The sequence below is a fragment of the Cupriavidus respiraculi genome (assembly GCF_914271545.1).
GTDB classification, from domain to species: domain Bacteria; phylum Pseudomonadota; class Gammaproteobacteria; order Burkholderiales; family Burkholderiaceae; genus Cupriavidus; species Cupriavidus respiraculi.
In genome coordinates this window covers 33,729-59,641 of record NZ_CAJZAH010000010.1, presented here as the reverse complement: position 1 = coordinate 59,641, position 25,913 = coordinate 33,729, and the positions used below count along the sequence as shown (strand labels likewise).

The 25,913-nt window shown below is 62.5% G+C and carries 17 protein-coding genes and 1 pseudogene; 12 read left to right on the top strand and 6 right to left on the bottom strand.

The annotated features are described in order from the left end of the window. Positions 1-12 precede the first annotated feature (12 nt). The 4 genes from LDO27_RS24805 to LDO27_RS24790 are packed head-to-tail and all read left to right on the top strand — an operon-like array spanning position 13 to position 6,269. Positions 13-3,183, top strand: coding sequence for an efflux RND transporter permease subunit (locus LDO27_RS24805; protein ID WP_222208739.1), 3,171 nt, complete (start codon positions 13-15; stop codon positions 3,181-3,183). A gap of 58 nt (positions 3,184-3,241) precedes the next feature. Then, positions 3,242-4,216: a cation diffusion facilitator family transporter gene (locus LDO27_RS24800; protein ID WP_222208737.1), complete on the top strand. Its 975-nt coding sequence runs from the start codon at positions 3,242-3,244 to the stop codon at positions 4,214-4,216. 5 nt (positions 4,217-4,221) lie between these two features. Next, positions 4,222-4,899: a heavy metal response regulator transcription factor gene (locus LDO27_RS24795; RefSeq protein WP_222208735.1), complete on the top strand. Its 678-nt coding sequence runs from the start codon at positions 4,222-4,224 to the stop codon at positions 4,897-4,899. Positions 4,900-4,901: 2 nt separating this feature from the next. After that, positions 4,902-6,269 (top strand): heavy metal sensor histidine kinase, encoded by a 1,368-nt coding sequence (locus LDO27_RS24790; protein WP_222208733.1) that lies wholly within the window; start codon positions 4,902-4,904, stop codon positions 6,267-6,269. A 474-nt stretch (positions 6,270-6,743) separates the two neighbouring features. Here the strand turns inward: LDO27_RS24790 and cadR are convergent, their stop codons facing one another. Beyond that, positions 6,744-7,151: a Cd(II)/Pb(II)-responsive transcriptional regulator gene (gene cadR / locus LDO27_RS24785; RefSeq protein ID WP_222208731.1), complete on the bottom strand. Its 408-nt coding sequence runs from the start codon at positions 7,149-7,151 to the stop codon at positions 6,744-6,746. A 326-nt stretch (positions 7,152-7,477) separates the two neighbouring features. Between cadR and LDO27_RS24780 the strand changes: the two genes are divergently transcribed. From LDO27_RS24780 to LDO27_RS24760, 5 genes and pseudogenes are all read left to right on the top strand, one after another. Further along, entirely contained in the window at positions 7,478-9,427 is a 1,950-nt protein-coding gene (locus LDO27_RS24780) for a cytochrome c/FTR1 family iron permease (RefSeq protein ID WP_222208730.1), read from the top strand. A 139-nt stretch (positions 9,428-9,566) separates the two neighbouring features. Next, the gene (locus LDO27_RS24775) at positions 9,567-10,199 is read left to right on the top strand and encodes a cation transporter (RefSeq protein WP_222208728.1); all 633 of its coding nucleotides are present in this window, start codon (positions 9,567-9,569) and stop codon (positions 10,197-10,199) included. An 85-nt stretch (positions 10,200-10,284) separates the two neighbouring features. Next, positions 10,285-13,299 (top strand): heavy metal translocating P-type ATPase, encoded by a 3,015-nt coding sequence (locus LDO27_RS24770; RefSeq protein WP_222208726.1) that lies wholly within the window; start codon positions 10,285-10,287, stop codon positions 13,297-13,299. Further along, complete coding sequence (lspA, locus tag LDO27_RS24765; protein ID WP_222208724.1) at positions 13,289-13,783, top strand: signal peptidase II; 495 nt, start codon at positions 13,289-13,291, stop codon at positions 13,781-13,783. Before LDO27_RS24770 ends, lspA begins: the two co-directional genes overlap by 11 nt. 425 nt (positions 13,784-14,208) lie before the next feature. Next, positions 14,209-14,421: pseudogene (locus tag LDO27_RS24760) on the top strand (four-helix bundle copper-binding protein); the annotation flags it as partial. Between the two features lie 417 nt (positions 14,422-14,838). Here the strand turns inward: LDO27_RS24760 and LDO27_RS24755 are convergent. From LDO27_RS24755 to LDO27_RS24735, 5 genes are all read right to left on the bottom strand, one after another. Next, positions 14,839-15,177, bottom strand: a complete 339-nt coding sequence (locus tag LDO27_RS24755) for a copper-binding protein (RefSeq protein WP_222208722.1) — start codon at positions 15,175-15,177, stop codon at positions 14,839-14,841. Then, a complete protein-coding gene (locus LDO27_RS24750; protein WP_222208720.1) occupies positions 15,174-18,344 on the bottom strand; it encodes an efflux RND transporter permease subunit in 3,171 nt (1,056 codons plus the stop codon). The genes LDO27_RS24755 and LDO27_RS24750 overlap by 4 nt, the downstream gene beginning before the upstream one ends. Next, positions 18,341-19,897 (bottom strand): efflux RND transporter periplasmic adaptor subunit, encoded by a 1,557-nt coding sequence (locus LDO27_RS24745; protein ID WP_222208719.1) that lies wholly within the window; start codon positions 19,895-19,897, stop codon positions 18,341-18,343. Before LDO27_RS24745 ends, LDO27_RS24750 begins: the two co-directional genes overlap by 4 nt. Continuing rightward, positions 19,894-21,201 (bottom strand): TolC family protein, encoded by a 1,308-nt coding sequence (locus LDO27_RS24740; RefSeq protein WP_222208717.1) that lies wholly within the window; start codon positions 21,199-21,201, stop codon positions 19,894-19,896. Before LDO27_RS24740 ends, LDO27_RS24745 begins: the two co-directional genes overlap by 4 nt. A gap of 72 nt (positions 21,202-21,273) precedes the next feature. Continuing rightward, the gene (locus LDO27_RS24735; protein ID WP_222208715.1) at positions 21,274-21,681 is read right to left on the bottom strand and encodes a copper resistance protein; all 408 of its coding nucleotides are present in this window, start codon (positions 21,679-21,681) and stop codon (positions 21,274-21,276) included. Positions 21,682-22,318: 637 nt separating this feature from the next. Here LDO27_RS24735 and LDO27_RS24730 point away from each other — a divergent pair. From LDO27_RS24730 to LDO27_RS24720, 3 genes are all read left to right on the top strand, one after another. Then, a complete protein-coding gene (locus LDO27_RS24730) occupies positions 22,319-22,789 on the top strand; it encodes a CzcE family metal-binding protein (RefSeq protein WP_222208713.1) in 471 nt (156 codons plus the stop codon). A gap of 133 nt (positions 22,790-22,922) precedes the next feature. Next, on the top strand, positions 22,923-23,159 hold the full coding sequence (locus tag LDO27_RS24725; RefSeq protein WP_222208711.1) for a hypothetical protein: 237 nt from the start codon (positions 22,923-22,925) through the stop codon (positions 23,157-23,159). A 262-nt stretch (positions 23,160-23,421) separates the two neighbouring features. After that, positions 23,422-25,869, top strand: coding sequence for a heavy metal translocating P-type ATPase (locus tag LDO27_RS24720; protein ID WP_222208709.1), 2,448 nt, complete (start codon positions 23,422-23,424; stop codon positions 25,867-25,869). The last annotated feature ends 44 nt before the right edge of the window (positions 25,870-25,913 follow it).

The window sequence follows — 25,913 nt, the reverse complement described above, 5'->3', positions numbered from 1 at the left end:
CGGGAGACGAGCATGTTCGAACGTATCATTCGCTTCGCCATCGAGCAACGATGGCTGATCCTGCTGACCGTATTCGGCATGGCGCTACTCGGCGCGTACAACTACACACGCCTGCCGATCGATGCGGTGCCGGACATTACCAATGTCCAGGTCCAGATCAATACGGCCGCACCGGGGTATTCGCCGCTCGAGGCGGAGCAGCGCATCACATACCCGATCGAAACCGTCATGGCTGGCCTCCCAGGGCTGGAGCAGACTCGTTCCCTGTCCCGATATGGACTGTCCCAGGTGACCGTCATCTTCAAGGACGGTACGGACATCTACTTTGCCCGCCAACTGGTCAACCAGCGCATTCAAGAAGCCCGCGAGCGGCTGCCGGCTGGAATCTCTCCTGCGATGGGCCCCATTTCTACGGGTCTTGGCGAAATCTATCTGTGGACGGTTGAAGCAGAGGACGGGGCGCGCAAGCCCGACGGCACGCCGTATACGCCGACCGACCTGCGGGAGATTCAGGATTGGGTGGTCAAGCCGCAGTTGCGCAATGTGCCCGGCGTCACCGAGATCAACTCCATCGGCGGCTTTGCCAAGGAGTACCTCGTCGCTCCCAGTCTCGAACGGCTGGCGTCATATGGGCTCTCGTTGTCCGATGTGGTGACGGCGCTTGAAAAGAACAATGACAATGTCGGCGCCGGCTATATCGAACGTCGCGGCGAGCAGTATCTGGTGCGGGCGCCGGGTCAGGTCAAATCGATCGACGACATTCGCGACGTGATTGTAGGTACGGCACAGGGACAACCGATCCGCGTCAGGGATATCGCAGAGGTCGAGATCGGGCGGGAATTGCGTACCGGCGCGGCGACCGAGAACGGCAAGGAGGTGGTGCTCGGCACGGTGTTCATGCTGATCGGCGAAAACAGTCGTGCGGTCTCCCAGGCAGTGGATAAACAGATGGAGGCCATCAACCGCTCCTTGCCGGCGGGCGTGAAAGCGATCACGGTCTATGACCGCACCGTGCTGGTCGATAAGGCGATTGCCACGGTGAAGAAGAACCTTCTCGAAGGCGCGGTTCTGGTTATCGCGATTCTCTTTCTGTTCTTGGGCAATATCCGCGCTGCAATCATCACTGCGCTGGTGATCCCGCTGTCCATGCTCTTCACCTTCACCGGCATGGTGAACTACAAGATCAGCGCAAACCTGATGAGCCTTGGTGCGCTGGACTTCGGCATCATCATTGATGGTGCCGTGGTGATCGTCGAAAACTGTGTGCGTAGGTTATCCCACGCCCAAGCCCACCACGGCAGGCCTCTTACCCGCGCGGAGAGGTTTCACGAGGTGTTCGCGGCTTCGCGCGAGGCGCGACGGCCTTTGCTTTACGGCCAGCTCATCATCATGATCGTCTATCTGCCCATCTTCGCCCTCACCGGCGTCGAAGGAAAGATGTTTCATCCGATGGCGTTCACCGTCGTGCTAGCGCTCCTGGGCGCCATGATTCTGTCGGTTACCTTCGTGCCGGCGGCAGTTGCGCTTTTCATTGGTGACAAAGTGGCGGAGAAGGAGAACCGCCTGATGGAGTGGGCCAAGGCGCGCTACGCGCCGCTGTTGGATAAGTCGTTGGCCAACACGCCTGTTGTACTGACGTTTGCCTGCGTCGCTATCGCACTGTGCGTGGCCATTGCCACCAGGCTTGGCAGCGAATTCGTGCCCAATCTCAATGAGGGCGATCTGGCGATCCAGGCGCTGCGAATCCCAGGGACGAGCCTTTCCCAGTCGGTCGAGATGCAGAAGCAAATCGAATCGACCTTGAAGGCGAAATTCCCGGAGATCGAGCGAATCTTCGCGCGTACCGGCACCGCGGAGATCGCGGCGGACCCGATGCCACCGAACATCTCGGACGGCTACATCATGCTCAAGCCGCAGTCCGCCTGGCCGGAGCCGACTAAGACGCGGGACGAATTGATCGCCGCTATTCGTGCGGAAGTCGCTAAGCTCCCCGGCAACAACTACGAATTTTCCCAGCCCATTCAACTTCGGTTCAACGAGCTCATTTCCGGGGTGCGTTCGGATGTGGCGGTCAAGGTTTTCGGGGATGACAACGCGGTCCTCAACGACACCGCAAACAAGATTGCGACTGTCCTTCAGAGTATTCAGGGCGCCACGGAGGTGAAGGTCGAACAGACGACTGGGCTGCCGATGCTGACCGTCAGCATCGACCGAAACAAGGCTGCACGCTACGGTCTCAATATGAACGACGTGCAGGACGCGGTAGCGATCGCCATGGGCGGCAAAGAATCTGGCACGTTCTTCCAGGGCGACCGACGCTTCGACATCCTGGTCCGCCTCCCCGATGCCGTCCGGGGTGACGTTGAGGCGCTGCGCCGCTTACCGATTCCCTTGCCAAGAAACGGAAGTAGCGAAGTGCGTACCACCTACATCCCGCTCAGCGAGATTGCAACACTGGACCTCGCGCCGGGACCAAATCAGGTCTCGCGGGAGAATGGCAAGCGCCGGATCGTGGTCAGCGCAAACGTGCGAGGTCGCGATATTGGCTCGTTCGTACCCGAAGCCGAGGCCGCAATCCAGAAGCAAGTGAAGATCCCTGCAGGCTATTGGACGACCTGGGGAGGCACCTTCGAACAACTGCAATCCGCCACCGCGCGCCTTCAGATTGTTGTGCCGGTTGCCTTGCTGATGGTCTTCGTGCTGCTTTTCGCGATGTTCAACAACGTCAAGGACGGTCTGCTGGTCTTCACCGGCATTCCGTTTGCCTTGACGGGCGGCATTCTGGCGTTATGGTTGCGGGGCATCCCGCTGTCCATCTCGGCGGCTGTCGGGTTCATCGCGCTGTCCGGTGTCGCGGTATTGAACGGCTTGGTGATGCTGTCGTTTATCCGGGCGCTGAGGGAAGAGGGAAAACCGCTGGATGAATCCGTCCGCACAGGCGCACTGACTCGACTCCGCCCAGTGCTGATGACAGCACTGGTTGCCTCGCTGGGTTTCGTTCCGATGGCCATCGCAACCGGAACCGGCGCGGAGGTGCAGCGACCTCTCGCGACGGTTGTCATCGGCGGCATCCTTTCCTCCACGGCGTTGACTTTGCTGGTACTGCCGGCGCTGTACAGATTGGCGCATCGCCGGGATGAAGACGAGGAGGTGGAAGTCTCGCCGGTTACGCTGCCTGCTTAAGATGTCCCTAGGCGGGTGCTATCTGTTTTGGCACCCGCGACTCGACAAGGAGAGTGCAATGGGAGCTGGTCACGACCATGGTCATGCAACCGGCAACGAGCGTGCTTTGAAGTGGGCGCTTGGCCTGACGGCAACCTTTCTCGTCGTCGAACTGGTTGGCGGGCTGTTGACCCAAAGCTTGGCGCTGATATCCGATGCGGCCCACATGTTCACGGATACCGCCGCACTCGCGATCGCCCTTGCCGCTATCCAAATCGCGAAGCGACCTGTCGACAAGGCGCGGACTTTCGGGTACTACCGCTTCGAAATCCTTGCCGCTGCCTTAAATGCGCTGCTGCTGTTCGGCGTGGCGCTGTACATCCTGTATGAGGCCTATCAGCGGCTGCAATCGCCGCCTGACATCGAATCCACCGGGATGCTGCTGATTGCCGTAGTGGGCCTTGTGGTCAACTTTGCCAGCATGCGCATTCTCGCGGGCGGCAAGGATCACAGCCTGAACGTCAAGGGGGCATACCTCGAAGTCTGGAGCGATCTGCTAGGTTCGCTGGGGGTCATCATCGGCGCTCTGATCATTCGCTTTACCGGCTGGGCGTGGGTCGACACCGTGGTTGCCGTGATGATCGGACTATGGGTGCTCCCGCGCACGTGGATTCTCCTCAAATCCAGCCTGAATATTCTCCTGGAGGGCGTCCCTGAGGAGATCGAAATTGGTCGGGTGGAGGAAGCGTTGCGCTCGATCAGAGGCGTCAAGAGCATCCACGATCTGCACGTCTGGGCGCTCACGAGTGGCAAGGTCAGTCTCACGGTGCACGTGGTCAACGATGCCGCCATCAATGCGGAGCGGGAGATATTGCCCGCGATTCGCGACCTGCTGGCACAACAGTTTGGTATTACCCACATCACTGTGCAATGCGAGTTAGCGCCCTGCCGCCAAGCCGATCGCTCGGTGCACTTCGAATCCGCGGCGCACTATCTGCAAGGGAGCAAGATCGCAGAGGGAAAGACGGTAGGTCCTTCCGATTTAGGGAGGTAGAAACATTGAAAATCTTGGTTATCGAGGACGAACTTAGGACAGCGGAGTACCTTCAGAAAGGCTTGACCGAGTCAGGATTCGTCGTCGATGTGGCGATGACGGGCACCGACGGCATTCATCTCGCGGCGGAGATGCAATACGACGCGATTCTGTTGGACGTCATGTTGCCGGGTGCGGACGGGTGGGCCGTCATCAGGTCAATCCGGATGCGGTCCAACACACCGGTCCTGTTTCTTACCGCACAGGATGAAGTTGCCGACCGAGTCAAAGGCTTCGAGCTTGGCGCTGATGATTATCTGGTCAAGCCGTTCGCATTTGCCGAGCTGCTGGCCCGGATTCGCCGTTGCCTAAGGCAGAGTATCGGACGGGAGTCGGAGCGGCTGCGTATTGCGGACCTAGACATCGATGTGCTTGGTCGCCGCGTTTTTCGCGGCGAGGTTCGAATCGAACTGACCGCCCAAGAGTTCGCGTTGTTGCATCTGCTTGCCCGACGATCCGGTGAGGTGCTATCCAGAACGTCCATCGCTTCTCACGTATGGGATGTGAATTTCGACACTGACACCAACGTGGTCGACGTCGCGATCCGCCGTCTGCGCGCAAAGATCGACGTCGGGTTCGCGCCTAGGCTGATCCACACGGTACGGGGCATGGGTTACGTGCTCGACCCTGAGCGAAAGGGATAACGATGCCACAGTCGCTGCCCGGCCGGCTTGCCCTGCTCTTCTCCCTCCTCGCCACGATTGCGCTCGCGAGCATGGGCGCGTATTCCTATTATGCCCTCCAGGCGCAGCTGCTATCGAGAGATGAGGAGATCGTGCGCGGCAAACTGGAGCAGGTAACCCATCTCATTGAAGAGCTGGACGGCGCAGGCCCCGTGGCAAGCTGGCCTCATCGGTTAGATGACATTGTCCGCGGGCACGACGGTCTGGCTATTCGGCTTCGCACCGAGCAGGGCGTGCTCCGCTATCGCACACGCGACACCTTGCCTGCGGACTTTGATTTGGAGGCCGGGCGCCGCAGCGTTGACCTTCGCCAGTCATTCGTCATGCGCGGCGCGGTGATCGAACGTGCCGGCGGCGACAAGACGCCAGCGAGGTTGACGGTTGCGCAGAGCAGTCAGGGGCGAGCGCAGGTTATCACCAGATTCCAGAATAGCCTTCTGGCTGGCACGGCGGTAGGAGCGATCCTGACCGCGATGCTGGGCGCTCTGATCACGAGACGCGAACTTCAGCCCACGCAGCGCCTCGTTAAGCAGGTCAATCGGATCAGCGTGGAACAGCTTAGTTATCGGGTGGATGCGCCGGCCCGCCCGATCGAGGTTCGTGCCATTGCAACGGCGTTCAATGCGATGCTTCAACGCCTGGAATCTGGTTACGAACGGCTCTACCGGTTCTCCGCGGACCTGGCCCACGACATGCGAACACCGCTAAACAACCTCATTGGTCACGCGGAAGTTGCGCTGTCCAAGGAGCGCACGGCAGCCGAATATGAAGCGCTGATTGAAGAGAGCCTCGCCGAGTACCAACGCCTATCGCGCATGATCGACGGCATGTTGTTCCTCGCACGAGCGGACGGCGCGAACACGCGGATTGAAACAGTAGTCATCAGTCTTGCGGACGAACTGGTCAAGTTGACTGACTATTTTTCCGTGCTGGCTGAAGAGCGAGCGATCACGTTCTCCGTGAATGCGAAGGGCCGGTTGAAGGCTGACGCAATGCTGTTCCGGCGGGCCATCAATAACCTGCTTGCCAACGCGATTGAACACGCCGACTCCGGCTCCACAGTATGCGTTCAAACGGTGGATGCCGAGAGCGACATTCTTGTCCAGGTATCCAACGTCGGACAGCCAATTCCTGAGAAGGATGTTCCGCATATTTTCGAACGCTTTTACCGGGCAGACCGCGCGCGTTCTCACTCGTACCGCTCCACCGGGCTAGGACTCGCGATCGTACGATCGATCATGGAATTGCACGGCGGCACCGCGACGGCCAGGACTCTCGCGGGGCGCGTCACACAATTCGAGTTGCGTTTTCCTGGTTCGGGCCGACCTTGATTCTAGGCAGCGCGCGGCAACCGGATGGCTGCCGACAGATTTACCAAGAAAAAAAGCCTATCAGGCGCCATCGCAGAAGGGGTCTCGCGGTCCCGTTACGGCGCCATGGGCGGGGCTCGACGCCATATCGAAGGCCGCGGCGCTTGGCGCGGACGTGCTCGTTGCCGCGAAGGCAATCGTAGGGGCGAGAGCGAATACCATAAGAATGGTTAGAACGGTCTTCATCGTGGGCTCCGGACAAAAAGGCTATGAGGTGTATAGCGCGTGTGGAACTGACTAGCCGTCATCTTGAGCCAAGCGCGGTTTCGACCAGATTGCCCAATGGTTACAGCTGTGTCATCTCCACCCCTGAGCCGGCTCGCTGTCGTTGGTCGCCCTGGACTGCAGCACGGTGCGCCGCCGGCCGAACGTGGCCGGGCGCCGTGGCGTTCCTCCCTTAGGCCGAGGACCCGTATTCCCTCTAGGCCTGTGGCTTTAAGCGGCGTGCCGGATGGTTTTCACCAGGCCGTCTAGGATGCCGCAGTCCCTTGCCACGCGTGCACGGCCGCACTGACCGCGCAGCTGCTTCAGGTCCCGTTCCAGTGCCTGCAACTCCCTTATGCGGTGCGCCACATGGGCGATATGGCTGTCGAGCAACACATTGACCTCACCGCAATCTTGATTCGGCGCGTCCTTGGCGTTGAGCAGTACCCGAACCTCATCTAGCGTCATATCCAACGAGCGGCAATGGCGGATGAAAGCCACCCGCTCCAGGTGCTCAGGCGCATAGATCCGGTAATTGCCGTTGGAGCGGGCCGGGGATGGCAGCAGCCCTTCATGCTCATAGAACCGCACCGTCTCTACGGTCGTGCCGCTGGCTCGGGCGAGTTCGCCGATTTTCATAGTCGTCCTCACGTTAGTGGAGTTGCGAAAGTCTACTCTAACTATAGAGTTTTGACGCGGAGGGCCACCCTCAATGCGACGCCGTCGCCGACGACGTAGGGCCGAGGTTGTCGTCACTACGGCCAGTGTGGACACCCCTGCCGCGCGATGTCGCGCATGGATGCTGGCATTGAGAGGCGGCCTTGACCCTGCAGTGGCTTTATGGTCTCCAATGCCAGCACGAAAAACCACACGAAACCTGTCACTAATATCTGGCCGGCCGCGGTGCAACCACTGACTGTGACGCCGCAGCACCGAGCAACCGACCAATTCCTTTCCTTTAAGCAATGTCTCGTTCCATCAGCCGTTCTAGAACTCTCTATTTTGTTTGTGCCTTATTCTCTTCTTGGCTGATTGCCGCAGTCGCGCATGCCGATGAGACCGACGGCCGTGCGCGGCAAGTCTGGCAGTTGCTCGACTACATCGCCGTGGACTACAGCGGAGCCGTATCCGGGGGAAACATCATCGAGCCGAACGAGTACCGCGAGATGCAAGACTTCGCCCTCAATGTCGAACGGCAGCTGAGGGAACTGCAATCGCAGACCGCCAGTGAAGGGCTAATGGCCGACGCGCGAGATTTGAGAGCTCTGATTGAGGCAAGGGCTGACGCAGCCAAAGTCGCGGAGCACGCGCGTGAACTCGCCGGTGCCGTCCAGCAGCGATTCCCTTTTCCCGTCGCGCCTACCAAGGCGCCAGACCTTCAACGGGGCGCCCAGCTTTACCAAGCCAATTGTGCGAGTTGCCATGGCGGGTCAGGCAAGGGTGACGGCGCGCTCTCGGCCAAACTGGAGCCAAAGCCCACGGCGTTCGATGACCACAGTCGTGCGCGCGAACGTTCGTTGTTTTCCCTTTATCAGATTCTGAGCAATGGCGTCGAGGGCACCGCCATGCCCAGCTTCGCGTCCCTGTCTGAAGACGACCGGTGGGCACTGGCGTTCTTCGTTGGCACGCTTTCCTACGACGCGGCACAACAAGCTGCAGGCGAGGAACTGTGGAAAGACAATAAGGGCCTGCGTTCCGCCATGGTCGGGATGGAGGGACTGGCGCAGATTTCGGAGGCAAAGCTTGCGTCAAGCATCGGCGACACCGCTGCCGCGCAGTTGCTAGCCTATCTGCGCTCCAATCCTGGCGCGATGGTCGCCACCCAAGGCCGCAGCGCCGCGCTGGCGAAGACAAGGCTGCAGGAGAGCGTCGCCGCTTTCCAAGCCGGCAACCGGCCGCTCGCCACGAAGCTCGCGCTCTCTGCGTATCTCGATGGGTTCGAGGCACTGGAGCCGGCGCTGGCGGCAAAGAACGACACGCTGTTTCGCAACGTCGAGAAGGCGATGATCAACTTTCGCGCGACGATCGCCCACGGCTCGTTGGACGACGTCCGTGCCGCCGAAGCAGGCTTGCAGGCGTTGCTGGACCAAACCGATCTCGCCTTGGCGCCTGGCGAAGGTGATTCGTTGGCCGCGTTCTTTGCCGCTCTGACCATCCTGGTGCGGGAAGGGTTGGAGGCGTTGCTCGTAGTGGTGGCGATGCTGGCGTTCCTGCGCAAGGCCGACCGGCCCGAGATCGTCCGGTACGTCCATGCAGGCTGGGTTGCGGCGTTGGCCGCTGGCGGCTTGACATGGGGCGTGGCCACCTATCTCGTCAGCATCAGTGGCGCGAGCCGCGAGTTGACCGAGGGCTTCTCCTCACTCTTTGCGGCAATCGTCTTGCTGTGCGTCGGGCTGTGGATGCACCAGAAGAGCAGTGCTGGACGGTGGCAGCAGTATCTGAAGGAAAAGATGTCAGCGGCGATGACCCGCCGCACGGCATGGTTCATGGCATCGCTCGCGTTTGTTGCGGTCTACCGGGAGGTGTTCGAGACGGTGTTGTTCTTCGCTGCACTATGGACCGGCGATAACGGCATGCCCTTGCTGGCCGGTTTGGCTTGCGGCGTCGTCGTGCTCGCCGTAGCAGCCGTGGTCTTGCTACGCACCAGTGCGCGCTTGCCGATCGGTCAATTCTTCGCGGTCAGCTCGTTGTTGGTCGCAGCGTTGGCCATCGTCCTCGCGGGCAAGGGCGTAGCAGGCCTGCAGGAAGCCGGTCTGGTGGGGATCACGATGATGTCGATCCCGCGCGTGGATCTGCTTGGGTTCTATCCGACGCTGCAGACTGTGCTGGCGCAGGCGGCCGTGCTTGCCATCGCGATCGTCGGCTTCGCGATGAACACAAGGCCTGTGAGAGCCGGCAAGGCGACAGGCGCTTGATCTCACGCGGAGAGTCGCGCGCGCACTGTCATGGCCGTCACCGGTCCATGTTGGCTGTGCGACTGTCCCAAGGCGGATGCCGTTGCGGATCGGGCGGCCAGCCGCGCCGCGTTTTGGCTGTCCCCCTAGGAGCAACGCGATGAGCGACGATAGCCTCGACGAGGACGGGCACGAGTTCGATGCTAGCCAGGAGGCCGATCGGCGGCTTCTTTGGTTGGTGCTGCTGATCAATGTGGGCCAATGTCTGGCAGGCGCGGTCGTCGGACTCTGGGCTTCGTCCACGGCAGTAGTCGGGGCGGCGCTGGACAATCCGGCCGATGCATCGGTCTATGGCGTCAGTCTTTATGCCGTCGGCCGCGCACCGGCCATCAAAGTGTTGGCCGCGCGTCTGTCGGGTTGGCTCTTGATTGTGTTGGCCGTCATGCTGTTTGTGGACGTCCTGCGCCGCTTTTTCGGCGGAGATGCTCCCGTGGGGGGCGCGATGATGGGCATGGCCGCGATCAACGCGGCGGTCAACATCGTCTGCCTGCGCGTGCTGAAGCGCCACCGTGGCGAAGACGTCAACTTCAAGGCGTCCACAGTCTTCACGAATAACGACTCCATCGTGAACCTCGGAATTGTCCTCTCCGGCGCCCTGGTGATGTGGTTGGGCTCGAACTTGCCGGATCTGGTCCTCGGCCTCGTGGTGGCGACGATCGCACTCAACGGCGGCCGGGAGATCCTGAGGGAGGCGACTGAGGCGAAACACAAGTCCCGATCCGGCCCAGGCTGATCGTGCTGCCCGGGCGCGAAACGCTGCGCTTGACTCTGAAGGGACTTCAGGGTGTGGAATGCACTCAGCGATGGGAGATCCTGAAATGAAAACCGATCAAGCCGACAAAACCAGCGCAGGGCAAAGTGCGCATAGAACGGGCAATGCGCCCACTACGCACGGCGCAACCACGGTATTGCACATTCCCAACATGGACTGCCGCAACGAAGAGGCGGCAATCCGCGCTCGGCTTGCTCAAATGCCAGAGATCCGGGTGCTCGCGTTCAACCTGGGGGAGCGTCGGCTGGCAGTTGCGCATGCGCTGCCCACCGTCGAGCCGCTGCTCCACGCGCTGAACGAAATCGGCATGGCGGCTTCGTTAGATAACACCGATGCGCTGGCTGACAGCCGCCCATACGGGTCCGCATGCGCTTCGTCCTGCAATGACAACCAAAGCCGCGTGTCGATCGCGGTCTTCACCATCCCGAACATGGATTGCCGATCGGAGGAGGCCGCCATCCGGGCCCGGCTCGAGCCGCTTGAAGGGGTGAAGTGGCTGCAGTTCGATTTGGTCAACCGTCGCCTGTCGGTCGTGCACAACTTGCCGTCGGTGGATTCGATCCTGACGCAGTTGCGGGCGATCGGCATGGAGGCACGGGCGCCAAATGCCACAGCGGCGGTGCCGTCGTCCGGGCCCACGGGGGACGCAGGATGCGGCCCCTGCGGTAAGACCGTGTCGCAGGCGCCGGCCGCCAGCGGCAACACCACGCAGTTCCTGATCACCAACATGGACTGCCCGACCGAGGAAGCGCTAATCCGCAAGTGTCTGGGCCAAGTGGCAGGCATCGACCACCTCGATTTTGATCTGATGAACCGGCGCTTGGCCGTGCAGCATCGTCTCGATGACCCCGCCCGGGTGCTCACGGCGCTGCGCGAAATTGGCATGCATGCTACGGTTGAGCGCGAAGCTGGGCCGAGCGCCATGGGACAGGCCACTTACCTGATCGAGAAGATGGACTGCCCGACTGAGGAGGCGCTGCTGCGCAAGGCACTCGAAGGCATGTCCGGTGTCGCGGGCCTGCAATTCAATCTGATGAGTCGCACGCTGACTGTGAGCCATTCGCTTCACGACGAGGCGCCGATCACGGCGGCGATCGAGCGGCTGGGCATGCAGCCGGTCCTGCGCGACCACAGTCGACCGGCGCCAGCAGTAACACGGGGATTCGGCGCCGGCATTTCGAAGGCGCGGTGGCTGCGCATGGGTGCGGCAGGTGTGCTAGCTGTCGGTGCGGAAATCCTTGCCTTTTCCGGCTGGGGGGAATCGTCCTTACCGGTCGTGGCGGCATCGCTCACAGCCATCGCGCTGGGCGGCATCGAAACGCTGAAGAAGGGCTGGATTGCGCTGCGTACGCTGTCGCTGAACATGAACCTGCTGATGACGATCGCTGTTATCGGTGCCGCCTTGATTGGCCAGTGGCCGGAAGCCGCCGTGGTGATCTGGCTGTTCGGCATCGCGGAGATGATTGAAGCATTGAGCCTGGACCGAGCGCGCAACGCGATCCGCAAGCTGATGGATCTGGCGCCGGAGACCGCACTGGTGCGTCACGACGACGGGCGCTGGCAGGAGGTCAAAGCCGAGGCCGTGCCGGTCGGCGCTATGGTACGGGTGCGGCCCGGCGAACGCATTGCCCTGGACGGCGTGGTGATCTCGGGCGTGTCTGCAATCAACCAGGCACCGATTACCGGCGAGAGCATGCCGGTGGAGAAGAATGTCGGTGATACGGTCTTCGCTGGCTCAATTAACGAGCGTGGCATCTTGGAATACGAAGTGCATGCGCGCAAGGGTGACACCACGCTCGACCGCATTGCCCGCTCGGTCCAGGAAGCACAAGGCCAACGGGCACCGACACAGCGCTTCGTTGACCGTTTCGCGAGCGTGTACACCCCTGTGGTGTTTGCCCTGGCCGTTGCCATTGCGGTGATGCCGCCGTTGCTGCTTGGCCTGCCGTGGTTCGATTGGGTCTACAAGGCCCTGGTGATGCTGGTGATCGCCTGTCCGTGCGCGCTCGTCATCTCGACCCCGGTAACTGTGGTCAGTGGCTTGGCCGCCGCCGCGCGGCGCGGCATTTTGGTCAAGGGCGGCCTGTACCTGGAACAAGGGCGCGTGCTGCGTGCCGTGGCTCTGGATAAAACGGGCACGCTTACGCACGGACGGCCGGCGCTCACCGATGCCGTGCCGGTGAGCTCGGTCTCGGAGGGCGAAGTGCTGCGTATTGCTGCCAGCCTGGATGCGTTGTCGGAGCACCCGGTGGCCACGGCGATCGTCAGCGCCTACGGAGACCGACCCCATGCCGCAGTACAGCGGTTTGAAGCGTTGCCCGGCCGGGGTGTGAGGGGGGACATCGACGGCCAGACCTACTATGTCGGCAATCACCGCTTGGCCAATGAACTGGACGTGGCCACGGAAGCAGTGCGCACGCTGCTCGAGACGTTCGAAGCGCAGGCGAAGACCGCGGTGGTATTGGCCACCGACACACAGACCTTGGCGGTGCTTGCGGTCGCCGACACGGTCCGCGACAGTAGCAAGCAGGCGGTTGCGGCGCTCAAGCGGTTGGGCGTCGAGCCGGTGATGCTCACCGGGGATAATCGCAAGACTGCAGAAGCGGTTGCGGCGCAGGTCGGCATCAGCGATGTCCGCGGCGACCTGCTGCCCCACGACAAAATGGCCGCGATCGAAGGACTCGCTTCTCGGGGCCCGGTCGGCATGGTGGGCGACGGCGTCAACGACGCGCCGGCGCTTGCGAAATCGAATATCGGCTTTGCCATGGGCGCGGCCGGCACGGACACTGCTATCGAGACCGCCGACGTGGCGCTGATGCAAGATGATTTGCGCAAGCTGCCGGAGTTCATCGCGCTGTCGCGCCGGGTCGGTGGCGTCCTCAAGGCCAACATCGCCTTTGCCATCGGCACCAAGGCGGTATTCATGGTGCTCGCCTTCACCGGCCATGCCAGCCTGTGGCTGGCCATCCTCGCCGACATGGGGGCAAGTCTAGCCGTAGTCTTCAACGGGCTGCGCCTGTTGGGCGGTTCGGCATCAAATGATCGGCACCATGCAAGCTGACCGCAACGCTCGCTCGGGCTTCTTGCTGGCGGCACTGGTTCTCGCCGCCGACATAGTCACGAAAGCCGCTATCGTCGGCTGGGTCGAGTACGGGACTCAACACGACTGGCTCCCGGTTCTCAACATCGTGCATCTGCTCAACCGGGGTGCCGCCTTTAGCTTTCTGCACGACGCGGGAGGCTGGCAACGCGTCTTCTTCATCGCGGTCGCCCTGGTGGCATCGGCCTTTCTGGTCTTCATGATCCGGCGTCCTGGCACCTCGCGGTCCGAGCAAATGGCCTTTGGCCTGATCTTGGGCGGTGCCCTGGCGAACATGTTCGACCGGACCGCACGCGGCGCCGTGGTGGACTGGATCGACTTTCACTGGGGAATGCACCATTGGCCCGCGTTCAACATGGCCGACATCGGCATCACTGTCGGAGCCGCATTGCTCGTTATTTATGAATTGTTCGGCCGTAAGCAGGTACGCGAGACGAATGGTTAAACAGGGAGAACAAACGGGCCGGTTGCTCATCCGGCGTTATCGCGCGCCGTCGGGCAGCGTGTGCCAAGCCGCTATTCGAGGGCTGTCTCAACTGGCCGCCAAGCGGGCAAGGTTTGATCTCAAGAGGCAATCCACCCTTTCCATCCCCCAGCGCGGTCATCGGTAGTCGGATCTAAACCTCTATTGCGGTACTGATGAACTATGTCGCGGCGAACACGAAGGCCAACGCATAAGTCTCGATCAGCCCCGGAGTGCAGGCGCTAAGGTCGACGACTTGGGCTACCCGGAAAGCCCTTTGGTGCGGTGGCTCAAGCGGCTCGATACGCTCGTGTTGGTTTCAAGACTATATCGACGAGTGCAACGCCTGCGCGGTGGCATGCGAGCACTGCGCCGCCTCGTGTCTGAGTGAGCCGAACGTTCAAGAGATGACCGAGTGCGTCCGCCTGGGTCTGGACTGCGCTGCGATGTGTCGGATGGCCAGGGCCCATATGGCGCGGGGAAGTCGCTTCGCCAAGGATCTTTGCAGCCTTTGTGCGACCGCTTGCGAAGCATGCGGTGCGGAATGCGAGCGACACTCGGCTCAGCATTGCCAGGAGTGCGCACCAGCGTGCCGGCGTTGTGCGCAGGCATGCCGCGCCATGGCGGAGCACGATGCACTGCTTGCCGGCGTCCCCATGGCGATGGCCCCAACTTGTTGGGTCGCTCCGGTTACGCAGCGCGGATTACAGGATTGCAATGTCCCTTGCATTCCATGCATCGTCCGGCCGGATACCGCAGCCGCACGATCCCGTTACGCGTCCGGTCGAGCATTAGGGGACGTCGAGGAGCCAATGCATTCCGCGTGCCACCAATCGCACTTATTACCGTCCCAAAGATGCGTCCGATACCGTGCGGTGACGAAGTCGGTCAACTGTGCCAGCCGCTGCGGCGTGCCAACCATCGTCCGAGCCCATCGGAAAGGGCAGCCTGCAATGGGCCAACGCGTGGCCGTCGTGATGTCGCGTTTTACCGTACGCGACCACACCTCGCGCACGACCGCGAGGTGGGCCGTTGGCTCAATTGCGGCGCATGTCAACGACCGTCGGCTGACCGCCGACGGTATCGAATACGACGGACACCGTGTCCCCTTCCTTGAAGTTCCCAAGGGAGGCGCGATCCTTGACAGGAAAAGCCATTGTCATGGCCGGCATGGCCAGATGCTCGATGGGGCCGTGCTTGAGCGTGACCTTGCCGGCTTGCACATCGATCTTCTTGATCTCTGCCGCTACGGGACGCGCCGCGGCTTGCGAGGTGGCCGGTGCCTTCATGTCCATGCTTTCCATGGAACCGGCGGCGAACGCGGCCGGCGCGACGCCGATTGCCAGTGCGATAACGAGGGTCTTGAGGGGGGTCATTGCGTTTTCTCCCGAAGCGAGAGGTTAGTGGAAAAGGAACCTTGCTGGATCTGACGTCGACGAACCAGCAGATACACCGCTGGCACGACGAACATCGATAACAGCGGGGCCGTCACCATGCCGCCGACCATCGGTGCGGCAATGCGCTGCATTACTTCAGAACCAGTGCCGTGCGACCACATGATTGGGATCAGGCCGGCCAGAATCACCGCGACCGTCATGGCCTTTGGCCGCACGCGTAGCACCGCGCCTTCCCGAATGGCGTCGTGCAGGGCCGCCACACTGGCATCCCCTTTTTCCAATCGGTCGCGCCATGCGTGCTTCAGGTACAGCAGCATGATGACGCCGAACTCCGCGGCGACGCCAGCGAGCGCGATAAAGCCGACGATCCCGGCCACCGACAGGTTGTAGCCGAGCAGATAGAGTAGCCAGAACCCGCCGATCAGCGCGAGAGGCAGCGTGCCCATGATGAGCAGCGCTTCATCCAGGCGGCCGAATACCAGGTACAGCAGCACGAAGATGATCAGCAACGTGAATGGAACCACCACCTTCAGCTTCGCCGTGGCGCGCTCGAGGTATTCGAATTGCCCGGACCAGCTCAGCGAGTAGCCAGCCGGCATCGGCACGGCCTTGGCGACGGCATCCTGCATGTCGCGCACGGCCGAGCGCAGGTCTCTGCCCCGAATATCGACGTAAATCCAGCCGGAGAGCCGGGCATTTTCACTGCGCAGCATGGGAGGCCCTTGCACAACCTGAATACGGGCAACGTCCGCGAGGGAGATCTGCAACCCCTTGTCAGTCACGATGGGCAGGCTGTGCAATTGCTCGATGGAATCGCGATAGTCCCGTGGATAGCGGACGTTAATAGGGAAGCGCGCGAGTCCATCAACCACTTCGCCGACATTCTCACCGCCGATGGCGGACGACACGATCGCCTGGACGTCCTGAATGTTCATGCCGTAGCGGCCAGCAGCGAGTCGGTCGATATCGACGTCGATATAGCGGCCGCCAGTCAGCCTTTCTGCCAGCGCAGAACTGACGCCGGGAACGACCCTTACGACCTCCTCAATGCGCGTTGCCAACCGATCGATCTCCTTCAGGTCCGTGCCCGCCACCTTGATACCCACCGGGCTCTTGATGCCCGTGGCCAGCATGTCGATCCGGTTACGGATTGGCGGCACCCAGATGTTCGACAGGCCCGGTACCTTGACCATGCGATCCAGCTCCTCCACCAGCTTGTCGGTGGTCATGCCCGGGCGCCATTGGTCGCGCGGCTTGAACTGGATGGTGGTCTCGAACATCTCGATCGGCGCCGGATCGGTCGCGGTGTCGGCACGACCGGCCTTGCCGAATACCGTCGCGACCTCGGGCACCGTCTTGATGAGCCTATCCGTCTGCTGTAGCAGCTGCGCGGCCTTGCCGGCCGACAAGCCTGGTAATGCAGATGGCATGTACAGCAGGTCGCCTTCATCGAGCGGCGGCATGAATTCGCCACCGATCCGCAGGATCGGCCAAGCCGTCCCCAGCAGCAACGCCACGGCGATTGCGACGGTGGTCTTCGGATATGCAAGCACCTTGGCCAGCAGCGGTCGATAGGCGCGGATCAGCCACCGATTAAGCGGATTGGCCTGCTCCGAGGGGATCTTGCCCCGGATCATGTAGCCCATCAGCACCGGTACCAGCGTGACGGACAATCCCGCAGCGGCTGCCATGGAGTAGGTCTTGGTGAAAGCGAGCGGCGAAAAGAGCCGGCCCTCCTGCGCCTCCAGCGTGAATACCGGGATAAACGACAGCGTGATGATCAGCAGCGAGAAGAAGAGGGCAGGTCCGACCTGCGCCGCGGACTCGCCGATGACTCGCCATCGCTCTTGGGCGCTCGGTTCCCGCTGCGGATTGTCGGCATGCCAGTGCTCCAGATGCTTGTGCGCGTTCTCGATCATGACAACCGCGGCATCGACCATCGCGCCGATGGCGATGGCAATGCCACCCAGCGACATGATGTTGGCATTCACGCCCTGGTAGTGCATCACGACGAATGCGGCCAGCACGCCGAGCGGCAGCGAGACAATGGCCACCAGTGCGGAGCGCAGATGAAACAGGAACACCAGGCAAACCAGCGCCACCACCACAAACTCCTCGATCAGCTTGGCGGTGAGGTTGTTGACCGCCCGCTCGATCAACGACGAGCGATCGTAGGTGGTGACGACTTCAACGCCTGGGGGCAAGCTAGTTTGCAGAGCCGCCAGCTTTGCCTTGACCGCCTCGATGGTCTCCAGTGCGTTCTTGCCTGAGCGCAGCACGATGATGCCGGCTGCCACTTCGCCCTGACCGTCAAGCTCGGCGATGCCGCGCCGCATCTCGGGGCCCAACTGGACGGTGGCGACGTCGCCCAGCCGCACTGGAATGCCGGCATCGCTGGTGACCAGCGGAATCTGCCGAAAGTCGTCCAGGGTTTTCAGGTAGCCGCTCGCCCGGACCATATATTCGGCTTCGCCCAATTCCAGCACGGAGCCGCCGGTTTCCTGGTTTGCCCCCTTGAGCGCCGCCAGCACCTTGCCTTGCGACAAGTTGTAGGCCCGCAAGCGGTCAGGCATCAAAACGATCTGATATTGCTTGACCATCCCGCCAAGGGAGGCGACCTCCGCCACATTGGGCAGCGATTTCAGTTCGAAACGCAGGAACCAGTCCTGTAAAGCCCGCAGCTGGCTCAGGTCATGCTGGCCGGTCTTGTCGACCAGCGCATATTCATAGATCCAGCCTACACCGGTTGCATCGGGCCCAAGCGCCGGCTTGGCGGCGGCGGGAAGTCGGGCTTGCACCTGGTTAAGGTATTCCAGCACGCGCGAGCGGGCCCAGTAAAGGTCAGTCCCATCCTCGAACAGCACGTAGACGTAGGAGTCACCGAAGAACGAGTAGCCCCGCACCGTCTTCGCGCCTGGCACGGACAGCATGGTCGTGGTCAGCGGATAGGTGACCTGGTTCTCGACGATCTGCGGCGCCTGGCCGGGAAAGGGCGTGCGGATAATGACCTGCACGTCCGACAGGTCGGGGAGGGCGTCCAGCGGCGTACTGCGTACCGCCCATAGACCCCAAGCGGTCAGCATGACCGTGGCGAGCAGTACCAGGAAGCGATTCCGGATGGAAGCAAGGATAAGCCGGGCGATCATCGTGCGGCTCCGGATTTGGGAGTGGCCGCTTCGACAGACGACAGGGTTGCCACGCCTTCGCGATTCAGATGGAAGCGAAAGCGAACGCGGTCCCCCGGCTTGAAGCCCTGCGGCATGCCGGCGGAGGGGGCGGCAAATTCCATTGTCATGGGGCCCCACTGGGCGGAAGGAATCGGCCCATGGGAAATGGTCATGCCATCCGGGCCGATTGCCTCGATCCGTCCGACGCCGCCATGCTCGGGACCGGAAACGGCGGCTGGGGCCGAGGAGGAGGCGCCGGGCGCTGGCTCCATGCGCTGAGCGGTGCCGCGCAGGCTGGCCTCCGAGTCGATCAGGAACTGCCCCGAAACGACGATCTTCTGGCCGCGCTTCAGCCCCTCGAGGATCTCGGTCTGCCCCCCTGCCGCTGCACCCGTCTTGACTTCGACGGGACTGAATCCGCCCTGGTCCGATTGCACCATCGCTATCGTCCGTGTCCCGGTGCGGATCAGCGCCTCGGTAGGTACAAGCAGACGGTCCGGGCCCGGTGGGGCGTCAAAGCGCACCGATACGAACATGCCCGGCAAGAGCTTGCGCGCCTTGTTCTGCAATACGATGCGGACTTTGACCGTGCGGGTACCCACGCTGATGTCGGGCAGGATGGCGTCCACCGTGCCGGCCAACGTCTGGTCCGGCAACGCTGCAGCAATGGCCGACACCGTCTGTCCAGGCCGCAGTGCGGCCGCATGGGTTTCCGGTACCTCGGCCAGTACCCACACCGTTGCGAGGCTGGCGATGCGAAACAGTGTCATCCCGGGCACCACCGTCATGCCATCGCGCGCACCCACTTCCGTGACGATGCCGTCCACCGGACTGGTGACAGTCAGCCGTGGCTGCAGTTTGCCGGTGGTTTGCACCAACCGTATATGGCTGTCGCTCATGCCGACCTGGCGCATGCGGGCAATCGCCGCCTCGCGCAGGTCGCTGGACAAGTTGCCCGCCATGCGACTGACAGCCAGATACTCTTCCTGGGCCGCCACCCATTCCGGCGCATAGAGTTGCGCCAGGGCCTGCCCTTTTCGAACCGGGTCCAGCGTTGCCCTGGCATACGTGTGTTCGATGAACCCCGTCGTGCGAGCCTGGAGCACTTCAATGCCGCGTTCATTGATTGCAACGTTGCCGGGCACCTGCAGTGCCGACTCCAGGCGGCCCATCCTCACCTCAGCCGTCCGAATGCCGAGATTCTGCGCTACGCGGCTGTCGATGGTCACCGCCGCGCCGCCCTCTGCTTCCTCGTACACCGGCGCCAACGGCATGTCCATGAACGGCGACTTGCCCGGCTTGTCGAAGCGCTGCCCGGGCACCATCGGATCGTGCCAGTAGAGAATGCGCTTGCCGGTCTTGGAATCGATATGGCCAGCTTTGAGGTCGGTATCGCCGCCGCTTGCGGACGTTGCCGACGCCGACGCCGACGTCGGCTGGCGGCCTTGCTGATGGCCAAGGTAATAGGCGCCCCCCACGCTCGCCGCCACAACCAGAGCTGTCACCGTCCGTGCAATGGTGTTCCTTTTCATTCTTCAGCTCCTTGCGGCAGCGGGAATTGCGCCGCGGCAGGCAACGGCATCAGGAACGCGAGCTCGGCCCAAAGCCGCGCGGTGGCGGCTTCAAGCTTGAGGCGCTCGAGCGAGACGTTGAGCGCTCTGCGGCTGGCCTCGGCCACCGCCGTCAGGCTGCCAGCCCCAGCGCGGTAAGCGGTGAGGGCGGCCTCGGTCTGCGCCTTCGCTAACGGCATGGTGGTGTCCCGATAGCGCGCCAACCGTGTCTGGCTGTGCGCGAGTTCCGCCTGCTTGCCGCGTAACTGTCCGACCAGGCCCCGGCGTATCGACTCGGCTTGCGCACGGGCGGCATCGGCTCGCGAAAGCTTTGCGGCCAGCTCCCGGTCCTGGCGATGCTGCTGGTCCCAGGGCAGCGGCAACGAGACGTTCAGGGACACCATGTTGGAGTACGCGGGTCCGCGCTGGCTGTACATCAGCTCGACGCTTATGTCCGGTATCTTGTTCGCCCGCGCGAAGCGGCCTTCGGCCTCGGCGACGCCAACCTGAGCCTGGGCGGCAGCCACCTCGGGCAGTTGAGCAACGCCAGCGTCATCGAGCGTGTTGAGCCATGCGGGCGCCTCGATAGCAGGGCGCTGGCCAAGTGGCAGCTCCGCGGCATCCCCCACCCAGCGGCGCAGCATTGCTCGAGACGAACCGACCACGGCGCGAGCCTCGTCTTCCCGATCCTGCAATTGCTGAAGTTCGAGCTCGGCCGCCAGGATGTCAGCCCTGGAGCCCCGATTGCCGCGATACGCGGCCCGCGCGGCGTCGACCATCAGCCTGACAGACTCGGATTGCTCGTGGAGCACGCTGTACGCACCCTCAGCGTACCAGCGGTCAAGCCAGGCCGTGGCGGCCCCGCGCTGCACGGCTGCGAGCGCAGCGGTACGTTGCGCCTCCGCGAAAGACGCCTCGGCCTCGAAACTCTGTGCGCGGGCTTCGCGCTTGGCCGATCGTGTGAACTCCTGCATCAGGCTGATCGACCGCATGGTCATCGATTCCGTGCCAATGGAGAATCGGTCTCTGCCATCCGCGGGCACGTTGTTGACGCCGACCTTCAGGACCGGATCCGGCAGCTGCTTGCCGGCCACCGCCATCTCGATGGCTGCCTGGACCGCCGAACGCGAGGTTTCCGCATCCGCGGAACGCGACGACGCTAGTGCAACCGCTTCCTGCAAGGAAAGGGCGGCCGTGGTTTCGGCCCACCCTGGATGGGCTACGCTAAGCAGCGTGATGGCGAACGCCAGTCGGCGCCCACACGCAAGCGGGGAACACAAATGCATAAAGCCTCCGTAAAGCAACGACGGCCCCGACGACGATGAGTCAGGGCACAACAGCAGGCGTTGCTTCGGAGGCTACGTGCGGAAACAGCAGTTCAGAATCGGCAACGGGCGGGGCGGCCCACGCGGGATGGCATCGGCAGCCGTCGCCTTCTGGATCGCAAAGACCGGCAACAGCGCCGGCTCTACGAGGTTGACCAGTACCGGCTGAAACGCGGGGATCTGGGGGGTCGAGTGGTCGGCCGACTTGGAACCAAGTTGGCAGTGCTCCAGGCACAAGCCATCGTGCCGGTCTACATGATTGACAGGAGCGGCTTTTGCGGCCATCTCCGGGCACGACTCCGTCATGCCGGCCATGTCTTCCGTGCCGCTGACCGAATAGCGACTGCCGGCGCAAGCGTAAGCCGCCGCTGCCAGTTGCACGGTCAGAAAAGCGCTCAACAGGAATGCGGCAAACCAAAGCCGGCGGACGGAGATACGCATATGTGACACTCGTTTCGACCGGGATGTTAGCAGGCTTTGCCATGAGCGGCACTTGCCCATGTGCCAGCTCGCCACAGAGTAATCGTCCGTACTTAGCACGTGCCTCTCTGCCGGGGCCAACGGCCTAGCGCAAGGGACGCGAAAGACAGATAAACGTCATCCAGCGCCACATCGCCCTCTCGTGCCATTGATTCCAAAGCTGCTAGGAGGTGATCGGCGACGCCATAGTTTCCCTCTTCACATGCACGCCGGAATACGACCACGATATCGTCAAACAATGATGGTGTCGCGGCATTCATCGGATCCCCTCCGAGCTTGACACGCCGCCGACGCCTACGGCGATTTGCTTTGCAATGTCGGTCGCTTTCGCTGCAACTATCGACTATCCCACGGGGCAAAGGTCAAGCCTATTTTGCGGCGGCAAGCTATATGGTGGTCGCGAAACGCGCCCGCGCGAGCGAGAGCGCTCTGTTCCAAACTCCCCGCCGTGCACCATGGCGCCGACATAGCGCACCCAGCGCGGCGGCGCGCCGGCGACCTTACCAGGATGTAATCGCTGGGTAACGTCTTGGTGAGGAGGTGATACCTACCATTGCGCTCTAGCGTTTCGAATCGCGAAACCTCCATGGAGAGCATCATGAACCTCAACACCGCCGCGCTGACTGCGCTATCCATTCTGGCGGTCCTGAACACGTCGCCGGCCTGGAGTACGGACAAGGCCAGAACCAATGCGGGCGATAACTGGGCGCAGCACGTCCAGCGACAAGCCGCGGAGCCCGCCATCGCGCCGACCGCGCCTGCCGCGCCTGCGGCGATGGCTGCCGCGACATCCGCCACATCCGTGGGACCGCAGGCGGCGCTCTTCGGCAGCCCGGCTCCTGCCACCACGGCATCGCGGGCCATCGCGCTTACGCCGGACCTGAAGTACGTCAGGGTGGGATCTGGCGATACGGTGACGTTCAAGAGCGGCGCTCAGGAAACGACCTGGACATTCGCCGAGTTCATTCGCGGTGGTTCCATCGATCTCGGCGTCCTGTTCCCGGCCATGCCCAATGCAAAGGGTGTGCGCATCGACATCGAACGAAGCAAACTTTTTACCGGTGGCTGACACCCGAAGGGACCAGTGGTGCAGCGGCCAGAGACATGACAGCCTTGTAATGGCGACGTCAGGCCGTGGTTGGGTACAGCACTCTAGACTGAATTTGCGGGCTCACTGAGCCTTGATCCACCCGGAGAACACCATGCTTACATTGAAGAAAACCGCGCTTGTGGCGCTGACCGTTACAACCCTGGCCGGCGTCGCGGGCATCGCGCAAGCTGGCAGCAATACACCACGCGATCCCTATACCGAAGGTTCGCATGCGATGGGGACCCGCGATCCGTTCACGGACGGCGGACATACCACGGGCACGCGTGATCCGTTCAGCGATGGCAGCCACGCGGCCGGACAGCGTGACACCTTCACCGACGGCGCATGATCCACCACGGCGGTGTGTTCACACACGTGAATTGGCACCGCTACGAGGCCTCATATCTGAGGCCTCGTCCCGCGCCGATTGCTTTTCTTGGCGGTCGCCCGTCAAGCATCGATCCTGTGTCCCTCGCCAAAAGCCGGTGCCGACCGGACATTTCCCCCGGCAGACGCGCGATGCTGCCTATTCACGGTGGCGGAGCTTGACTTTCCCACGATTGGAAGGTGTACCTTGCACGGTAGCACCAGGACGATAAGGGAGTCATTCGATGAAGGAAACCGGCGGCGATCACGAGCGGCATGACAAGGACCATCCCCCACACGGCGTGTGCCAGGCCCATGGCGCGCCTTCTGCCCCCAACCCTGGCGCGCAGGACGCCGGCCAACACCATCATCACGATCACCATCGCGCGTCAGGCGGCAACAGTGCCGCAGGCACTGGCGTGCGTAAGGACCCGGTCTGCGGCATGGCGGTGTCGGCGGACACCAAGTACCGCCTTGCCTACGCCGGCAGACCGTACTACTTCTGCAGCGCCTCCTGCCACAACAAATTCGAGGCGGATCCGGTCAAATACACCGGCTCGCCGGCCGAGCCAGCTGCCGAGCCAACGGCGCCCGGGACCATCTACACGTGCCCGATGCATCCAGAAATCCGCCAGGATCATCCAGGCAACTGCCCGAAGTGCGGCATGGCGCTGGAACCATTGCTGCCGGACCTCGATGAGGAAGAAAACCCGGAGCTGGTGGATTTCCGCCGCCGATTCTGGTGGACGCTGCCACTGACGGTCGTCACGGTTGGGCTCGCCATGGTAGGGCATCGTCTGGGTTGGATGACGCCGTCGACGCAGAGCTGGGCTGAGCTGGTGTTGTCGACGCCCGTCGTGCTATGGGCGGGTTGGCCGTTTTTTCAGCGATGTGGGAATTCGGTCGTGCATCGCAGTCCGAATATGTGGACCCTCATCGGACTTGGGACCGGCGCGGCTTATTTATACAGTGTGATGGCCACGGTAGTCCCCGGTGTATTCCCGCAGGAGTTTGCTGCCCATGGCCGGATCGGCGTGTACTTCGAAGCGGCAGCGGTGATTATTTCGCTTACGCTGCTCGGTCAGCTGCTCGAGCTTAAGGCGCGTTCACAAACCTCGGCGGCCATCAAATCGTTGCTCGGGCTCGCTCCTAAAACCGCGCGCCGCATTGGGCCAGACGGGGCCGAGGACGATGTGCCGCTGACTCACGTGCATGTCGGCGATCTGCTGCGCGTCAGGCCAGGTGAAAAGGTGCCGGTCGATGGCGTGGTGACCGAGGGCACCAGCTCGGTCGATGAATCGATGATCACAGGCGAGCCGATGCCAGTCACCAAGCGTGCTGGCGACCGCGTCATCGGCGCGACGATGAATGCGTCCGGCAGCCTGGTCATTCGCTCCGAGAAGGTCGGGTCCCAGACGGTACTCTCTCAGATCGTACAGATGGTGGCACAGGCGCAACGGTCGAAGGCGCCGATGCAACGCATGGCAGACCAGGTCGCTGGCGTGTTCGTGCTGGGTGTGATCGGTATCGCCATCGCGACGTTCTTCGCTTGGGGTGTGTTCGGGCCGCAGCCGAGCTGGGTTTTCGGTCTTATCAATGCGGTAGCCGTGCTTATCATTGCCTGTCCATGCGCGCTCGGCCTGGCCACACCGATGTCGATCATGGTGGCGAGCGGCAAGGGCGCTACCAATGGCGTGCTGTTCCGGGACGCCGCTGCCATCGAGAACCTGCGCAAGGTGACCACGCTCATTGTCGACAAGACGGGCACGCTGACCGAAGGGCGGCCCACCTTCGAGCGGGCCATTGGCACGAACGGCTATCCCGACGAGGAGGTTCTGCGTCTGGCGGCGAGCCTCGATCAGGGCAGCGAGCACCCGCTGGCCGCCGCGTTGGTGGAGGGCGCCCGCGCCCGGGGCCTGGCCCTGGAGAAAGCCGATGAGTTCGAGTCAAGCACCGGCATCGGCGTGCGCGGTGTGGTCGGAGGCAGCAAGCTTGCCATCGGCAATACCGCACTGATGGAAACTGAAGGCATCGAGACCAAGGCGCTACAGGGACAAGCCGATGCGCTGCGTGCGGAAGGCGCCAGCGTGATGTATTTGGCCGTCGACGGGCGCCTTGCCGGCATGCTAGCCGTCTCGGATCCCGTTAAGGGCTCCACCCCCGAAGCGCTGGCCAGCCTCAAGGCAGAGGGAATTCGGGTGGTGATGGCCACCGGCGATGGCGTAGCCACTGCCAAGGCGGTCGCGGCGAAGCTCAGTATTGCGGAGTTCCACGGTGAGGTAAAACCGGCCGACAAGCTGGATCTCGTCAGTCGGCTGCAGCAAGGCGGCGCGGTCGTTGCCATGGCCGGTGATGGCATCAATGACGCGCCAGCGCTCGCCAAGTCGGACGTGGGGATTGCCATGGGCACCGGCACGGATGTCGCCATGAACAGCGCGCAGGTGACACTGGTTAAAGGCGATCTGCGAGGCATTGCGCGCGCACGGGCCCTCTCGGAGGCGACCATCCGTAATATGAAGCAGAATCTCGGCTTCGCATTCATCTATAACGCTCTGGGCGTGCCATTGGCCGCTGGGGTGCTGTACCCATTTACTGGGTGGCTGCTGTCGCCCATGATCGCCGCGCTAGCGATGAGCCTTAGTTCGGCGTCGGTGATTACGAACGCGTTGCGATTGAGGCGGACCGAAATGTGAGGCGGCACAGGTGTTTGGCGCGCTTCGCCACTAGCAGAACTATT

Coding starts and splice junctions, on each gene's coding strand:
- LDO27_RS24805 (WP_222208739.1), top strand. CDS start 13: ATGTTCGAACGTATCATTCGCTTCGCCATCGAGCAACGATGGCTGATC.
- LDO27_RS24755 (WP_222208722.1), bottom strand. CDS start 15,177: ATGACCCCCCTCAAGACCCTCGTTATCGCACTGGCAATCGGCGTCGCG.
- lspA (WP_222208724.1), top strand. CDS start 13,289: ATGCAAGCTGACCGCAACGCTCGCTCGGGCTTCTTGCTGGCGGCACTG.
- LDO27_RS24720 (WP_222208709.1), top strand. CDS start 23,422: ATGAAGGAAACCGGCGGCGATCACGAGCGGCATGACAAGGACCATCCC.
- LDO27_RS24725 (WP_222208711.1), top strand. CDS start 22,923: ATGCTTACATTGAAGAAAACCGCGCTTGTGGCGCTGACCGTTACAACC.
- LDO27_RS24790 (WP_222208733.1), top strand. CDS start 4,902: ATGCCACAGTCGCTGCCCGGCCGGCTTGCCCTGCTCTTCTCCCTCCTC.
- LDO27_RS24780 (WP_222208730.1), top strand. CDS start 7,478: ATGTCTCGTTCCATCAGCCGTTCTAGAACTCTCTATTTTGTTTGTGCC.
- LDO27_RS24775 (WP_222208728.1), top strand. CDS start 9,567: ATGAGCGACGATAGCCTCGACGAGGACGGGCACGAGTTCGATGCTAGC.
- LDO27_RS24800 (WP_222208737.1), top strand. CDS start 3,242: ATGGGAGCTGGTCACGACCATGGTCATGCAACCGGCAACGAGCGTGCT.
- LDO27_RS24745 (WP_222208719.1), bottom strand. CDS start 19,897: ATGAAAAGGAACACCATTGCACGGACGGTGACAGCTCTGGTTGTGGCG.
- LDO27_RS24735 (WP_222208715.1), bottom strand. CDS start 21,681: ATGCGTATCTCCGTCCGCCGGCTTTGGTTTGCCGCATTCCTGTTGAGC.
- LDO27_RS24730 (WP_222208713.1), top strand. CDS start 22,319: ATGAACCTCAACACCGCCGCGCTGACTGCGCTATCCATTCTGGCGGTC.
- LDO27_RS24770 (WP_222208726.1), top strand. CDS start 10,285: ATGAAAACCGATCAAGCCGACAAAACCAGCGCAGGGCAAAGTGCGCAT.
- LDO27_RS24750 (WP_222208720.1), bottom strand. CDS start 18,344: ATGATCGCCCGGCTTATCCTTGCTTCCATCCGGAATCGCTTCCTGGTA.
- cadR (WP_222208731.1), bottom strand. CDS start 7,151: ATGAAAATCGGCGAACTCGCCCGAGCCAGCGGCACGACCGTAGAGACG.
- LDO27_RS24740 (WP_222208717.1), bottom strand. CDS start 21,201: ATGCATTTGTGTTCCCCGCTTGCGTGTGGGCGCCGACTGGCGTTCGCC.